At 61.0% G+C, this 15145-nt stretch carries 15 protein-coding genes; 7 read left to right on the forward strand and 8 right to left on the reverse strand.

Going from position 1 to position 15145, the window contains the following annotated elements:
• The first annotated feature begins 1 nt into the window (after position 1).
• Genes OH764_RS25135 through OH764_RS25150 form a run of 4 tightly spaced genes read left to right on the forward strand, consistent with a single transcriptional unit; the run spans position 2 to position 3291 of the window.
• Positions 2-943, forward strand: coding sequence for a type II secretion system F family protein (locus tag OH764_RS25135; protein ID WP_498851287.1), 942 nt, complete (start codon positions 2-4; stop codon positions 941-943).
• The gene (locus tag OH764_RS25140; RefSeq protein WP_498848909.1) at positions 940-1806 is read left to right on the forward strand and encodes a tetratricopeptide repeat protein; all 867 of its coding nucleotides are present in this window, start codon (positions 940-942) and stop codon (positions 1804-1806) included. Before OH764_RS25135 ends, OH764_RS25140 begins: the two co-directional genes overlap by 4 nt.
• Positions 1803-2231 (forward strand): TadE/TadG family type IV pilus assembly protein, encoded by a 429-nt coding sequence (locus OH764_RS25145; RefSeq protein WP_498848910.1) that lies wholly within the window; start codon positions 1803-1805, stop codon positions 2229-2231. Before OH764_RS25140 ends, OH764_RS25145 begins: the two co-directional genes overlap by 4 nt.
• Entirely contained in the window at positions 2224-3291 is a 1068-nt protein-coding gene (locus OH764_RS25150; protein WP_498848911.1) for a TadG family pilus assembly protein, read from the forward strand. Before OH764_RS25145 ends, OH764_RS25150 begins: the two co-directional genes overlap by 8 nt.
• A 102-nt stretch (positions 3292-3393) precedes the next feature.
• Here the strand turns inward: OH764_RS25150 and OH764_RS25155 are convergent, their stop codons facing one another.
• The 4 genes from OH764_RS25155 to OH764_RS25170 all read right to left on the reverse strand — a co-directional run bounded on the left by OH764_RS25155 (position 3394) and on the right by OH764_RS25170 (position 8164).
• Entirely contained in the window at positions 3394-4461 is a 1068-nt protein-coding gene (locus OH764_RS25155; protein WP_498851288.1) for an amidohydrolase family protein, read from the reverse strand.
• Between the two features lie 65 nt (positions 4462-4526).
• Positions 4527-5834, reverse strand: a complete 1308-nt coding sequence (locus OH764_RS25160; RefSeq protein WP_498848912.1) for an MFS transporter — start codon at positions 5832-5834, stop codon at positions 4527-4529.
• Positions 5835-5909: 75 nt separating this feature from the next.
• On the reverse strand, positions 5910-7184 hold the full coding sequence (locus OH764_RS25165) for a CaiB/BaiF CoA transferase family protein (RefSeq protein WP_498848913.1): 1275 nt from the start codon (positions 7182-7184) through the stop codon (positions 5910-5912).
• On the reverse strand, positions 7181-8164 hold the full coding sequence (locus OH764_RS25170; protein ID WP_498848914.1) for a hydroxymethylglutaryl-CoA lyase: 984 nt from the start codon (positions 8162-8164) through the stop codon (positions 7181-7183). The genes OH764_RS25165 and OH764_RS25170 overlap by 4 nt, the downstream gene beginning before the upstream one ends.
• 148 nt (positions 8165-8312) lie before the next feature.
• On the opposite strand from OH764_RS25170, the gene OH764_RS25175 reads away from it, so the two are divergent.
• Entirely contained in the window at positions 8313-9131 is an 819-nt protein-coding gene (locus OH764_RS25175) for an IclR family transcriptional regulator (protein ID WP_498848915.1), read from the forward strand.
• A 518-nt stretch (positions 9132-9649) separates the two neighbouring features.
• Here the strand turns inward: OH764_RS25175 and gloA2 are convergent.
• The 4 genes from gloA2 to OH764_RS25195 form a co-directional block, all read right to left on the reverse strand.
• On the reverse strand, positions 9650-10039 hold the full coding sequence (gene gloA2 / locus OH764_RS25180) for a VOC family protein (RefSeq protein ID WP_498851289.1): 390 nt from the start codon (positions 10037-10039) through the stop codon (positions 9650-9652).
• Between the two features lie 118 nt (positions 10040-10157).
• Positions 10158-10745 (reverse strand): flavin reductase family protein, encoded by a 588-nt coding sequence (locus tag OH764_RS25185; RefSeq protein WP_498848916.1) that lies wholly within the window; start codon positions 10743-10745, stop codon positions 10158-10160.
• Position 10746: 1 nt separating this feature from the next.
• On the reverse strand, positions 10747-11481 hold the full coding sequence (locus tag OH764_RS25190) for a GntR family transcriptional regulator (protein WP_408192147.1): 735 nt from the start codon (positions 11479-11481) through the stop codon (positions 10747-10749).
• On the reverse strand, positions 11478-12419 hold the full coding sequence (locus tag OH764_RS25195) for a polysaccharide deacetylase family protein (protein WP_498848917.1): 942 nt from the start codon (positions 12417-12419) through the stop codon (positions 11478-11480). Before OH764_RS25195 ends, OH764_RS25190 begins: the two co-directional genes overlap by 4 nt.
• Before the next feature lie 301 nt (positions 12420-12720).
• Between OH764_RS25195 and OH764_RS25200 the strand changes: the two genes are divergently transcribed.
• Positions 12721-13776, forward strand: a complete 1056-nt coding sequence (locus tag OH764_RS25200) for an ABC transporter ATP-binding protein (RefSeq protein ID WP_498848918.1) — start codon at positions 12721-12723, stop codon at positions 13774-13776.
• Between the two features lie 46 nt (positions 13777-13822).
• Complete coding sequence (locus tag OH764_RS25205) at positions 13823-15124, forward strand: ABC transporter substrate-binding protein (RefSeq protein ID WP_020067994.1); 1302 nt, start codon at positions 13823-13825, stop codon at positions 15122-15124.
• Positions 15125-15145: the final 21 nt, after the last annotated feature.

The following is a 15145-nucleotide window of genomic DNA, read 5'->3' on the forward strand; positions in this document are numbered from 1 at the left end:
CATCACGGATGCCGGTACTCTTACGAACCTCGCGCTGCTCATCGTGCTGATCAGCGCCGTTCTCCTGATCCTGCTTCGCACCGGGAGCACACGCCATCGGATTGCGCAACGCGTGCGGCAAGCCGCCGCGCACCGGGTCGCCGATCCGGCCGCAGACGACCGCACGCTTGCGAACATGCGGCAGCGGCTGACGGGGCGCGTAGCACAGATCGGCGAACGCGTGCCAATTCTCAATGCGTTTCAGCGCGAGAAGCTCGCCAGGCAGCTCGCGACTGCCGGCTTTCGCGACCGGCGCACGGTGGCAGGACTGGTGGGTATGAAAATCGTCGTGGGGTCGCTGCTTGCGCTCGTCGCCATCGTGTTCGGCGCGCAGGTGCCGCGCGTCGGCGAATACTTTGTCTTTCGGGTGCTGATGCTGGCCGCGGCTTTCATCGTCGGCATGATTGTGCCGGAGTACGCGCTCGGATTTCTGATCAGCCGCAGACAGAGGGCGATCTCATCGTGCCTGCCGGACGCGCTCGATCTGCTCGTAATCTGCACGAATGCGGGCAACAGCCTCGTCGTCGCGATCAAGCGCGTTGCGCACGAATTGACGCCTATCTGCCCGCCGCTCGCGGACGAACTTTCCGTCGCAGCAGACGAGTTGCAAATGGGCACCGACAGCGCCACCGCACTGCGGAATATGGCAGACCGTATCGGTCTTGCGTCGGTACGCGGACTGGTCACGACGCTGATTCAATCGCAGCAGTACGGCACGCCGATCACCCAGTCGCTGCGCATGCTGTCGCGCGCCGAACGTGCCGCCCAAATATTCGCACTTGAAGAAAAGGCCGCTAAGCTCGCCCCGAAAATGACCTTGCCCATGATGCTGTTCGTGTTGCCGACGGTGGGCCTGATCGCGGCCGGCCCTGCTGTCATTCAACTCATCGCGGTGTTCAAATGAAACACGTCATTTCGTCTTGCCGTTCGCTCGCCGTGGCTTCGGTTGTCACGGCCCTTTCCCTTGCAGGATGTGGAAGCCCGGGCGCCACCAATTCGTGGCCTGTATCAGCGCAGCAGAAACTCGGCCCTGCGAGCGATCTGCACATTGCCGACAGCGCGCTCTCGTCGGGCAATACTGAACTCGCCCTGACCTTGTACGACAAAGCCTTGCAAGCCAAACCCGACTCGATTGAAGCGCAACTGGGTTTGGCCGATACCGTGTACCAGGCCGGTGACCTCGAACGCGCACGCGTGCTGTATGCGCGCACGGCGGACTCCGCGCCGTCGAATCTGAGGTCAAAGCTCGGTCTCGCCCGGGTAGCCCTGCGGCAGCGCCGGCTCGACGATGCGTCAGCGCTTTACCGTTCGCTCGCGGCCCAGCTTCCAGACAATCCAGTCACGGCCGAGGGTCTCGGTACGGTGCTCGATCTGCAAGGCCGCCACGATGAAGCGCAGGCCGTCTATCGCGCCGCGTTGCGCGCGCATCCGGAAGCGCAGGGCCTGACGACGGACCTCGGGTTGTCGCTGATCCTCGCTAACAAGCCACGAGAAGCCGCGAACGTGCTCCTAGAGATTGCGGGGCTCGCCAATGCGCCGCCGCAGGCGCGCCAGAACCTTGCGCTCGCATATGCGCTGCTCGGCAACAGGAACGCGGCGAAACAGATCCTGCAGGCCGACCTGCCCCCCGGATCGGTCGAGGACAATCTGCGCTTCTACGAGACGCTTCGCTCGAGACTTGGGCAGCCGACTGGAGCGCCAGCCGCCACTCGTGTGGGCGCCCTGCCCGCGGATCATATAGCGCGTGACGTGGAGACTGCGAAATGAAGGTGCGCGGCCCTCGATGCCTTCGTGAGGAAAGAGGCATTGCCGCGCTCGAGTTCGTGCTCGTGCTTCCTTTCCTGCTGATGGTGCTCTTCGGCATCATCGACGTGAGCATGATTCTGTGCGACAAGGCAGTGATCACGAATGCGAGCCGTGAAGCCGCGCGGGCGGGCGTCGTGCTGCGCGTGACGCCGTTGACCAGCACGCAGATCCAGAACATCGCGCTCAACTACACGCAAGGCAGCCTGGTGACAGGAGGGCCCGCGACGTCCGCGAGCGCCGTCGCCCAAGTCGGGACCCAGACATCGGGCTCGCCCCTGACGGTAACGGTCACCTATCGGTACCAGGGGTTCGTATTCGGCTCAATATTCAGCGAGCTCACAGGCCCGGTGACGATCCGTGCGATCACCGTGATGAACTATGAGTGACCGGGTGATGCCCCGCCGAACGTCTCGCGCGTATCCGCAACGTCGTGCATTGCCGTCGCGAACGCAGCAGCGAGGATCGGTTGCTATGTTCTTCGTTGCCATCCTCATCCCTTTGCTCATATTCGCCGCGTTCGCGATCAACATGGCACGGCTTAGCGTGGTGCGCAACGAGTTGCAGAATGCGGCAGACGCCGCAGCGCTTGCGGGCGCCTCGCACTTCATTGCAAATGGCGCGGGTGCGCCCGACTGGACAGGGGCGGCCTCCGCGACGACTGCCGCCGTCGCGCTCAATGCGTCGGACGGGATCCAGTTGTCGAGCGCAACGGTGACGACGGGCTATTGGAACCTGGCAGGTTCTCCGTCAACGTTTCAGCCGACCACGATTACGCCCGGCACCAACGACGCCCCTGCGGTGCAGGTCAAAATAAGCCGCACCGCGAGCCAGAATGGCGGATTGGTCAGCCTCGCCTTCGGCGCACTGCTAGGCGTGCCCAGCGTGGGGACTAGCGCCACGGCGGTCGCGGTCGCCGCTCCGCCGGGCACCGTGGCAGGAGGACTCTTTCCCGTCGCGTTGGGGCAATGCCTATATCAAACGTATTGGGATTCGAGTACCAATCAGCCGAAAATCGATCCTTCAACCGGCAAGGCATACCAGTTCCAGATTGGCAGTGACTACGCTTACGGCGGCGGCTGCGATGCGGGTCAATGGACTTCGTTTACCAGCGTCGCGAACGATGTCCCGACGATTCGCGGACTGATCGAAAACGGCAACCCTACCTCGCTCAGCATTGGTGACAACATCTACATTCAACCGGGTGCAAAGACCACGCTCTATAGCTCCGTGCCTAGCAACACGGTCATCTATGTTCCCATTGTGAGCAACATCGTCACGAAGACCTTTCAGCCGATCGTTGCCTTCGCGGCGTTCTACGTCGACTATGCGGTGGGCGGCAGCAGCAAGTACATCTCGGGCCATTTCCTGACCGGCTACAACATACCGCAGTCTTCGGGCGTGGGTCCGGGCTATGGTGGGTATGTGCCGCCTCGCCTCGCTTTTTGATTCGCGAACACTGCCCGTACCGAGGTTGTCGAAAGGCCGCTCTTCAGATCACACCGGCCTTCCCTTCTTCGGATCAGATATGCATCTTGAACAGCCCTGGTTTCAAGCGAGTCGGTAGACCCTCGTTGCGGTTCCGCCGAACAACGTGTGCCTCTCTTCGGCACTAGCGTGGGCCGTCATTCGCTTGAACGCATTCCATCCGTTGCTGAATGGATAGGACCCCTTGTCAACCGGAAAATTGCTTTCGAACATGCAGCGATTCGCTCCGAACGCCTCAATGCAAGTAAGCATCCATGGTTTCCAGGCTTCGGCCAGCTCAATAGACGAAGGCGGCCGTTCGCCTTTCTCGAATTCAAACCCATTGATACGCATCCCGAGGCCGCCCACCTTGACATGAACGTTCGGCAACTGTGCCAGTTCGCGCATTGACCGTGACCACACATCAAAGACGTCCTTGCGGTAGTCCGCGTAACTTGCGATCCGCACCACACCTCCGCAGTGGTTAATGATGAAGGGCGTATCGGGGTTATCTTTCGCCAGATCGAACAGCTCCGGAAGCTGGGGAAAGAAAAGCCACGCGTCGTAGGATAAGCCCAACGACTTCAGCTGAGCGACGCCCGCGCGATAGTTGGGGTCCAGCAATAACCCACGGGGAGCTGCCGACAGCGGATTGACAAGAGTAGAATCCGCATCCCACGTAACAAGGTGACGTACACCGCGCAAGCGGCCCTTACCCGCTTCCAGTTCTGCCTCAAGCACCTCCCGTACGCCAGCGCCGCGTCTCAGGTCTGCATATCCGATAATGCCTTTTGCAACCTGCGGCTTTTCCTTCTGCATCGGTGCTGTTACCTGGGCAACGTACTCGACCTCACCGACCGGACGAAGCTGCTCCGGGCCGGTGGTACGGTATCGGGTCAGCGCCTGCATGAATACCGATGCCGTAATGTTATGTCCCGACCGGGCGTCCTCCAGATACTCATCGAGCAAATAGGTCCAGCCTGGACGGTCATAGAAATGATGATGCGCGTCGACGATGGGCATATCCGGCTCAAGCGCAGCTTCCGTGCCGGACGCAAGCCACTCCGCGCGAACAGGAAGATAATTGCTGGTTGTGCTCATACTGCGCGATTCCCCTTTGGCAAAAACTTGACGCTCACTCAGTGCAGGCATTACAGCCGCGGCGGTGGCGGCGACCAGCAACCTGCGTCGGCGCTTTGAATGAACAGATTGCACTTTTATCTCCTCTTATCAAAGGCAAACAGGGAAAGCGTCAGCAACGTCGTTACACCGAGAACGACAGCCAGGCCAGTCATGCCTGCGGTGAACGTGCCGAAGCTGTCCTTCAGGTAGCCCACAAGGTAGGGCCCCGCAAAGCCACCCAGCGCACCGATGGAATTGATAAGCGCGAGCCCGCCAGCGGCTGCCTGACCGGACAGGAAGCGTGCCGGCAGCGTGTAGAAGACCGTCCGGCCAGCGATAGTGCCGATCAACGCCAGGGTGATGCCCGTCAGCGCCGGAACAAGCTGATGGAACTGGGCCGAAACCCCGAGTGCGACGGCACCGACGAAGAGGCCTGCTGCGAGGTTGGCGACAGGGGCTCCGCGACGATCTACCCGCTTTGCCCACCACAGAAGCGCGATGGTCGCGAAGAAATACGGTACCGCCGAGACCCAGCCGGTTTGCGTCAGATTCATTCCATGGGCTTTGAGCATTTGCGGCAACCAGATGCCGATGCCATAAGAACCCATGGTGAAGCCGAAGGAGATCATCGCGAGGATATATGTGCGCACATCCTTCAGGGCTGCGCCGAAATTCTTCTTTTTCTGGCTTGAGGTGTTCTCACGGTCAAACGCCCCTTGCAACGCCTGGCGTTCTTCCGGCGAGAGCCACCTGGCATCTGCCGGTTTATCGGCAAGCATCTTAAGCACAAGAAAACCGAGAATGCACGCCGGCAGGCCCTCGATGATAAACATCCATCTCCACCCGGACAGGCCAAGCACGCCGTCCATCTTCAGGAGCCAGGTTGACAGCGGCCCTCCGACCAATGAAGACAGCGGCGTCGAAACCGTGAACCACGCAAGCACCCGAGTGCGATAGCTGGCCGGGAACCACACAGCCAGAAAGAAGATAACGCCAGGGAAAAATCCTGCTTCGCCAATGCCCAGCAACAGACGGATCAGGTAGAAGCTAGTAGGGCCGACCGCGAGAGCGGTCGCGGCAGCGAAGAAGCCCCATGTGATCATGATGCGCGCGAGCCAGCGTCGTGCGCCGAAACGGTACAGCGCGAGATTGCTCGGCACTTCGAACAGACAGTATCCGGCGAACATGATGCCAGCACCCCAGCCAAACTGCGTGGCGGTAAGGCCAAGCTCCCGGTTCATCGTCAGCGCAGCAAAGCCGACGCTGGTGCGGTCGAGATAATTAAAGAAGTACGCCAGCGCAAGAAGCGGGATGAAACGCCACGCTGCCTTCTTGACGGCTTGTTGTTCCAGCGTAGTATTCGCGTGGCTTTCGCGCGCTATGTTGGATGATATGGAAGTCATGCTTTGTCTCCGGACGAATGACCGCGCCGCGCTCCGGTATTGCGCGACACAGTGCTTCCTGGTGTGCTTGTCGAATCAGGCGCTTGCTAACTCGTTTGCCGATGGACTGGACGTATCGCCCGAAGGCGTTGCCTGGCACTTGATAACGCCGGCCCTCTCCAGCTGGCTAAGGTCCTCGAAGGAGTAGCCCAACTCCAGAAGCAGCGTCTGCGTGTCCTGCCCTAACGATGGGGGAGCTGCCCGGAGTCGCAGCCGCTCGCCACTGAGGGTAATAGGCAGAAGCGCGGTCTTCGTTTCCACCGGCTGCGCGGCTCCGCTTGCATCGGGCGGCAGGGTAACGTCGGCAAGTCCGCCCGTTGCGAGCAGGTGCGGATCGTGAAAGAGATCTTGTGGTTTGGTGATCGGCGCGTACGGCAACCCGCAGCGCTCAAAGATGGCGCTGATTTCCGCTGCGGAGAACTTTTTAATATGCTGGCGAAGTTCGGGCAGTAGCCACTCGCGAGCTTGCACGCGCTGATTGTTCGTGGCGATACGCGCGTCGGCTTTCAACTCCTGAAGGCCGAATGCGTCGCAAAAAAGTGCCCATTGGGTATCGGAGACGACCGCCAGAAAGATCTGTTCGCCGTCTTTGACAGAGAAAACATCGTAGACCGCCCATGCCGAGATGCGGTTGGGCATGGGTGCCGCGGGCTTGCCAGTCACGGCGAATTGCATCATGTGCTGAGCGACCAGAAACACGTTGTTTTCGAACAAAGCGCTTTGCACCTCCTGCCCCTGCCCCGTCCGCTCGCGTTGCGCAAGTGCAGCCATCGCACCGATCGCGCCAAACATTCCGCCCATGATGTCGTTGACGCTCGTTCCGGCCCGGAGCGGCCTGTCTTCGGGACCGGTCATGTACGCCAAGCCGCCCATCATTTGCACAACCTCGTCCAACGCCGTGCGATGGTCATAAGGCCCCGGCAGGAAGCCTTTATGCGATACGTAGACAAGACGGGGATTGAGTTTTGACAGCGCTACGTAGCCGAGACCGAGCCTGTCCATCGTGCCGCTCTTGAAGTTTTCGCTGAATACGTCTGCGCCACCGAGCAGCTTGTGAACAACTTCCAGGCCGCGTGGATCCTTGAGGTCGATGGCGAGGCTTTTCTTGTTGCGGTTGAACGTGCTGAAGAACCCAGCTCCAGAACCTCGCAGGTTGCGGGTACTGTCTCCAGTGATCGGCTCGACTTTGATAACGTCCGCGCCAAGGTCCGCCAGCACCATGCCGCACGTCGGTCCCATCACCATGTGCGTCATTTCGACGACACGCACGCCGTTGTATGGCAGTGATTGATTCGATTTCACGTCGCTCATTGCGCCACTCCCAACAAACAGCCTTCCGGTTGCGGCGCGCTCGGTGTCCGCCCGTCTGCATACGAGAAGCCTTTTGGCAATCCCGCGTCCGGCACGTGCCCGTAGAGTGCCTCCTCCGGAAGCGCCTCCGCGAGAATTGCGCGCGCGGCGACGAGCTTGTCGATATCGACACCCGTGTCGTAGCCCATCGCTTCAAGAAGAAAAGCGAGATCTTCGGTGACGATGTTTCCCGTCGCGCCCGGGGCATAGGGACAGCCACCGAGGCCTGCCTGACTGGCGTCAATGGTGGTGACGCCGACGTCTAGCGCGGCGACGACGTTGGCGAGGCCTTGTCCACGTGTGTTGTGGAAATGGGCACCGCCTGCCTTCTCTCCGACTTCAGACTGCAACCGACGAAATAAGCGGCGCACCTGGGCAGGATTCGCGTAGCCGCTTGTGTCCGAAAGGCCGATCTCATCGACACCACATTCGGCCATCGCAAGACACATGCGGATTGTCTGGTCGTCGGTAACCGTTCCCGCGATGGTGCAGCCGAAGGCAACCGATACGCCCGCTTCGATCGCGATTCCGGGGAACTGCTGGTTGCGCAACGCGACGATGTTGCGGACCTCTTCGATCAGTTGCTCGGTGGTCTTACGGATGTTGGCCAGTGAGTGCTCATTGGTTACTGAGACGGGCAGCGTGACCTTATGCACGCCGGCTTCAAAAGCGCTTTGGGAACCGCGCAGGTTGGGAGCCAGTGCTGCGACACGAAGGCCACGGATGGTCAACGCATGTGCAACGACTTCTCGAATGTCTGCCATTTGCGGCAGCAGCTTTGGAGGCACGAATGAGCCAACCTCGATTTCCTTGAGGCCGGCGGCTGCCAGCGCCGAGATCCATCGGATCTTGGCAGCCGTCGGCAGGACGCTCTTGATGCTTTGCAGGCCATCGCGAGGACCCACTTCGCTGATCAATATCTGAAGGCTGGAGGTGTTCATATTGCTCCTTGTGTTCTGTTTGACAGACCTCTCGTTCTGCTAGAGAGAACATTATGCCAAAGCAAGAGCACGCAAAAGAGGGGTTAACCCCTTTCTTAGAACTGGCGTTCTGTCACGCAGAACGGTACAGTGATGGCATCACTGGGGGATGTCGATGGTGACGCCGGAAGCAGTACCGAAGAGAAGCACAAGTGACGTGGCGAGCGGCGTTGCCGTTTTGGACCGCGCCTTCGCGTTGCTTAACGCATTTGGCGCTACCGACAGTCGGCTCACGCTGAGTGAGCTCTCGCGCCGAACGGGCCTCTACAAAAGCACCGTCTTGAGGTTGCTCGGTGCTTTGGAACATGGTGGCTTTGTACGGAAGCTGGGCGACGGCCAATACGCGATCGGTCATCAGCCTTTACGCCTTGCCATGCTGTATCAGCAGTCATTTCAAGTGGGGCCCGTTGTCGAACCGTTGCTTCAACAACTGAGCCGTGAGACTGGCGAAACGGCTAGTTTCTATGTGCGTCAAGGAGACCAGCGCCTTGTGCTCTATCGCGTCGAGCCGGCCAGAAGTGTGCGCGTATCGATTCGCGTCGGCGAGGAGTTCGCAATCGGCAAGGGTGCGTCAGGCAAAGTTCTGTTGGCTTTCACCGAAATGGAGGACCCGCGTTGGAAAGAAATCCGCGAACGTCTGTGGGCCGTCTCATTCGGTGAGCGAGACCCTGAAACGGCATCGGTCTCCGTTCCAGTGTTCGCCGCGGCCCGCGAGTTCCAGGGCGCGATGACACTGTCTGGACCTAAGGGACGCTTCGACATTCCACCCGCAATGGACTCCGCATTGGCGGCATTGCTCGAAGGCGGCCGACGCGCTACCGTTGAGTTGGGCGGCAATGGCTCGGTCTACGACGCGAGCATAGAAACGGTCGCACGCATGCCGGTCATCGGCTGCGGAACAGGACCGGTCAGCGGAACGACCGGATGATTGCAGTCCTACTTTCCAGGCGATAGCAGCAGCCTCTTGCTGGCTGTCAGTCCGCGGTCTGCAAGTCCGGACATTACCGGCCAAAGGGCGAGCTTGCAATCGAACTGCCGATCGTTTGACTCTGAGGCCTGAGCCTCCCTGTCATCGATTCGGATGGTGACGTCGAGTTCGAACAACAGAGCAAAGTTGTTCAAACGCAATGTGGCGAGAACGGGGACGCCGTCGGAATCTGAAAACCGCTGGGGTAAGGGTCCTCACCGAATCGACGCACGCCCTATTCCGCAAATCAAACCGAACGCTACCGATCTCATGATCGTACAGATCTTTGACAAGATAGTTCGGGAGCAAATCTCGGACGCTGCTCTCCTGTGGGACTTCATGAAGCTTTGCTCAATGAGCGCGCGCTCCTCGGGAGCGCGGATCTGCGATTCATCGTGTGGGTTGGCCTGCCAACCTGGTCGACAACGAGGATTGTCGCCGACCTGCCCGGCGGTTTAGAACGACTGGTTGTGGCTGAGTCAATCCCCCACCTCGTATAGCTCCAGCGGAAGTCCATCAGGGTCCGCGAAGAAAACGAAACGCCTGTTTGTATATTCGTCGATGCGTACGTCCTCAACGAAAACTCCCTTTGATTCAAGCAACGCTTTACAGACATCGACGTCGCTCACGCCAAAAGCAAGATGACGCAAGCCACACGCTTCAGGATAGGACGGTCGAAGCGGCGCATCGGGAAACGAAAACAGCTCAACCTGCGATCCGTCGGGAAGCATGAGGTCCAGCTTGTATGACTGCCGGTGCTCCCTGTAATGTTCGGCCACTATCTGGAGGCCAAGAATCTCCGTATAGAAGCGGCGAGACACCTCGTAATTCGAGCAAATGATTGCAGCGTGATGAATGCGGAGAAGCATGATAGTTGGCCAAAGCGGCCTGCAGACGATATGAAAGGACTGTACCGACCTTCCTTCCACTTCTGCAAGCCCCTGTTTGGCACGGCCGGTGCTCATGGGGTCGTGGCAGCGACCCGCATCACAATTGGAAGCGATCGCGTGTTGTGACATAGTCGCTCGCGCCGAAGCGGCCCACCGGAAAGTAGTGCTGCAATCGCACTCGCCACGTTTCGATGTCGATCAGCTCGTCCCGCACGTGCAGCATCAGCACCTTGCCGATAAAGATGTGGCGGCTCGGCGTTTCAAGGGTCTCCCACAGCGCGCATTCGAACGCGACGGGCGCCTCCGCGATGCGGGGCGGCTTAACGCGCGTCGACGCCATCGCTGATAAACCCACCTCATCGAGTTCGCTGATATCCGGCGCAAAGCGCTCGCCGCAGCGATGCATCTGTTGGGCAATCGGCTCGTCGGCAAGATGCACGACGAACTCCTTTTCGCGCGGAATGTTCACGGCGGTGTCTTTCAGCGTGCCGTCTGCCAGCCGGTTGATGCTCACCATGACGATCGGCGGTTCCTCGCCAACCATGTTGAACATCGAGAACGGTGCCGCATTGACGGTGCCGTCCGCGCCGAGCGTGGTCACGAGCGCGATGGGCCGCGGCACGATCAGGCTCGCCATCAGCTTGTAGCGCTGATATTCGGTGATCGCTTCGAAGTCGATTTGCATGTCATTCCGTAGAGGTTGATCGATGCGGTTCGATGCCGAGCAGATGCGCAAGCCGCTTCGTTCCCGGCATGTCCGAAGTCTCGATGCGCGCTTCGAGACTTTGCAGATGCGCGGTCATATGCGCAATCGCACCTTCCGCATCGCGCGATTCGAGGCAGTCGAGAATAGCCGTGTGCTCGTCATGCTCGCAGGGCGCATTGCCCACCCGCTCGTACGCTCCGACGATCAGCGAACTGCGCGAGATCAGCTCCGTCAGATAGCGCTCAAGAATCGCATTGCCGGACAATGCGGCGATACGCAGATGGAATTCGCTGGCAAGCCGCGCCCACGACGGCTGATCGAAGCGATGCATCGCTTCGTGCTCATCGGCAAGCTGCTTGCGCAGTGCGCTGATGTCCTCGACGCTCGCGCGCTGCGCCGCAAGCTCGACGAGCGCACGCTCGACCGCGCGCCGCGCCTCGAAAATCTCGCGCGTTTCCTCGCGCGTCGGTTGCGCGATCACCGCGCCTTTGTTCGGGCGCAATACGACGACGCCGTCATGAGCGAGCTTCTCCAGCGCGCGCCGCACCACCGCGCGGCCCACGCCGAACAGCGCGCACAGTTCCGGCTCGGGCAGCTTGGTACCAGGCGTAAGCCTCTGATTCAACACCCCTTCGAAGATCGACTGATAGATCCGCCCATCCGCGCTCACCTCGTCGCGCTGGCCGTGCCGCGCAACCGCACGCACGGTGCTCATGCGGCTTGCGCCGGTGCGGGCACGGCCTCCTCGACATGACGCGCAATCGCGCCGGGCGTGGTGAGCCAGATGTCGTCGCGCGCGTTGGCAACATGCGCGAGCGCCCGACGCAAATGCCGCAACCGGTATGGCTGGCCGACGATGTACGGGTGCAGCGCAATCCCCATCACGAGCGCCTGAGACTCGCGCGTACGCAGAGTCTGCTCGAGCATTTCGTCGAACTGGTCGACGATCATGTCCGCGAAATCGCGCATGTCCATCTGCCGCGCCATGATCATCGGCAGATCGTTCAACTCCTGCGGATAGGGAATCGACCAGAGCGGCCCCGCGCTCGTGTGCATTCGCACGGGGCGATCGTCGTGACACCAGTTGAGCGTGTAGCGATAGCCCGTTTCGGCAAGCAGGTCCGGCGTCGCATGCGACTCCGAGATCCACGGTGACAGCCAGCCTTCCGGCACGACGCCGGAACACTCGCGGATGCGCGCGCGGCAATGCGCGAGCAGCGCGCGCTCGTCGTCCCGATCCAGATCGCTTTGACGCTGCGCGTTCGTGTGGCCGTGAGCAATCAGTTCGTCGCCGCGCGCCACGCACGCGTCGATCAGCGCGGGGCAGTGATCGTACAGCGACGTATTGATGAGCGTGCCCGCCGGCATGTCGAGCGAGTCGAACAATTCGATGCACCGCCACGCGCCGACGCGGTTGCCGTACTCGCGCCAGCTGTAGTTCAGCACGTCAGGCTGCGGCGACAGCGGCCCGAGCGCCGCGCCCAGCCCTTCGCCGAACGCAAAGTGCTCCAGGTTGAAGCCAAGGTAGACCGCGAGCCGCGCGCCGTTCGGCCAGGCGTAGCGGTTGCCTTCATGAACCGGCTGATAGTCGAATCGGCCATGTGTCTTTAGGAAACCCAACGAAGCACACGGCTCTCGCTTGTAGTCGTTCATTGTCACGTGTGAATGATCCGGTTTGGTTAGTTCGTGCCCCAATCCGAACGAAATCTGCACTGCGATCGCACACGGAATGCATCGGCAAGTGCTGACGATCGGGGCCTGCAATCGTGTGCAATATGTGCGCCAACGTGTCGACACATGCGGTCAGCAGGCACGGTGGCGCTCGTTGCCGGTCCCGCACGCGGCCGACACCATCGCGAATGGCATACGACTTGCAAAAGCCCCCGGGCTGCATGCGCCGTGCCCCCGCACGTTCGCCGTATTCCACTCGTGTCTACACTCAGGACAAACCTTCATGGTTCAGCCGGCATCCACTGTGGTTCATGCAAGCCCAGCCGACATCGAGCTCGTGCATGTATCGAAGCGCTATGGCGATTCGCTCGCCGTGAACGCCATCGACCTGCGCATTCCCGGCGGCGCTTATTGCTGCCTGCTCGGTCCGTCAGGTTGCGGCAAGACCTCGACTTTGCGCATGATCGCGGGTCACGAGTCGGTGTCCGACGGCGACGTGCTGATCGGCGGTCGCAATGTCACGCGCGAGCCGCCTGCCTCGCGCGGCACGGCAATGGTCTTTCAGAGCTATGCGCTGTTTCCGCATCTGTCCGCGCTCGACAACGTCGCGTTCAGCCTCAAGATGCGCGGCGTCGCCAAAGAGGTGCGCAGAAACCGCGCCGGCGAACTCCTCGAACTCGTCGAGATGTCAGCCTACGCGCACCGCAGGCCCGCGGAGCTTTCGGGCGGCCAGCAGCAGCGCGTCGCACTCGCGCGCGCCTTGCTCAACGAACCGCGCTGCCTACTGCTCGACGAACCGCTCTCGGCGCTCGACCCCTTCCTGCGCGTGCAGATGCGAGCCGAACTGAAACGCTGGCAGAAGGAACTCGGCATTACCTTCGTGCACGTCACGCATTCACAGGAAGAAGCGATGGCGCTCGCCGATCTCGTGGTGGTGATGAGTCACGGCCATATTGAACAGACGGGCACACCGTTCCAGGTCTTCAACCAGCCGCGCACGGAATTCGTCGCGCGCTTTCTCGGCGGCCATAACGTGCTCGGCGCGAACGGCCGGCTCTTCACCGTGCGCGCCGACCGCCTGCGCATTGCGCCGCAAGGCGTCACGCCCGGCACGAGTGCGGGCGAAAGCGGCTTGAGCCGCATCGGCGGGCTCGCGTGCACGGTGCGCGAAGCCGAGTACCAGGGCACGCACCTGCGCATCACGCTCGATCCGCAGGATGGTTCGCCCGCGCTGGTCTCGCTGATGAGCGACGCCGACTACGACCCGCAACGTCTCGGACCGGACGCGCGCGTGACCGTCTGGTGGGACGAGCAGAACGCCCATCCGCTCGCGGCGTAATGCCCAAGATCACAACCCAACGATAAATTCCTTCGAGGAGAAAGCAATGAACGACGACAAGCTGGCAGCACCCGCGCAACACGTTGAAGAAGAGACCGTCAGCAAGGGCATGTCACGCCGCACGTTCGTCAAGGGCGCCGTCGCGGCGGCGGGCATCGCGGGTTTTCCGTATGTGCACGCACAAGAGAAAATCACGCTGCGCTACCTGGGCACGGCCGTCAACCAGAGCGCGGAGATCGCAAAGAAGTTCAAGGCAGACACGGGCATCGAGATTCAATACATCCCCGTGACCACCGACGACGTCACCAAGCGCATCATCACGCAACCCAATTCATTCGATATCGTCGACACCGAGTACTTCGCGCTCAGGAAACTCATTCCCGCCGGCACGCTCGCGGGCATGGACGCGAAGCGCATCAAGCTCGCCGACAAGATCACCCCCGTGCTCACGAAGGGTGAAGTGGACGGCAAGAAGATCGGCGATCAGGGCACCGCCCCGAAGAAAGTGATGTTCCTCAAGGGCGCGCGTTCGACAGAGTTTTCCACTACGCCGACGGAATGGATGACGCTCATCCCGACCACGTACAACGCCGACACGCTCGGCATTCGCCCCGACCTGATCGCCCGTCCCGTGACGAGCTGGGCCGATCTGCTCAATCCGCAATTCAAGGGCAAGGCAGCGCTGCTGAACATTCCCGCCATCGGGATCATGGACGCGGCCATGGCGATCGAAGCGACGGGCCGCGTGAAGTACGGCGACAAGGGCAACATGACCAAAGCCGAAATCGACCAGACCATCAAGATACTGATCGAAGCGAAGCGCGCCGGCCAGTTCCGCGCATTCTGGCGCGACTTCAACGAGAGCGTGAACCTGATGGCCTCGGGCGAAGTCGTGATCCAGTCGATGTGGTCGCCCGCCGTCACGAAAGTGCGCACGATGGGCATCGCCTGCAAGTTCCAGCCGCTCAAGGAAGGCTATCGTTCATGGGCATCGGGCTTCGGCTTTCCGCGCTCGCTGCAGGGCAAGAAGCTCGACGCGGCGTACGAGTTCGTCAACTGGTTCCAGGACGGCTGGGCGGGCGCCTATCTGATGCGCCAGGGCTATTACCCCGGCGTCACGGAAACGGCGAAGTCGCATATGCAGGCCTACGAATGGGACTACTGGATGGAGGGTAAGCCCGCCGCGCAGGACATCAAGGCGCCCGACGGACAGTTGCTCGAAAAGGCGGGCAGCGTGCGCGACGGCGGCTCATACAACCAGCGCATGGGCGCGATTGCATGCTGGAACGCCGTGATGGACGAGAACATCTACATGGTGCAGAAGTGGAACGAATTCATCGCGGCATGACGGTCCTCACGCATCAGCCCG

Source organism: Burkholderia sp. M6-3 (assembly GCF_050858985.1).
Classification (GTDB): Bacteria; Pseudomonadota; Gammaproteobacteria; order Burkholderiales; family Burkholderiaceae; genus Paraburkholderia; species Paraburkholderia caledonica.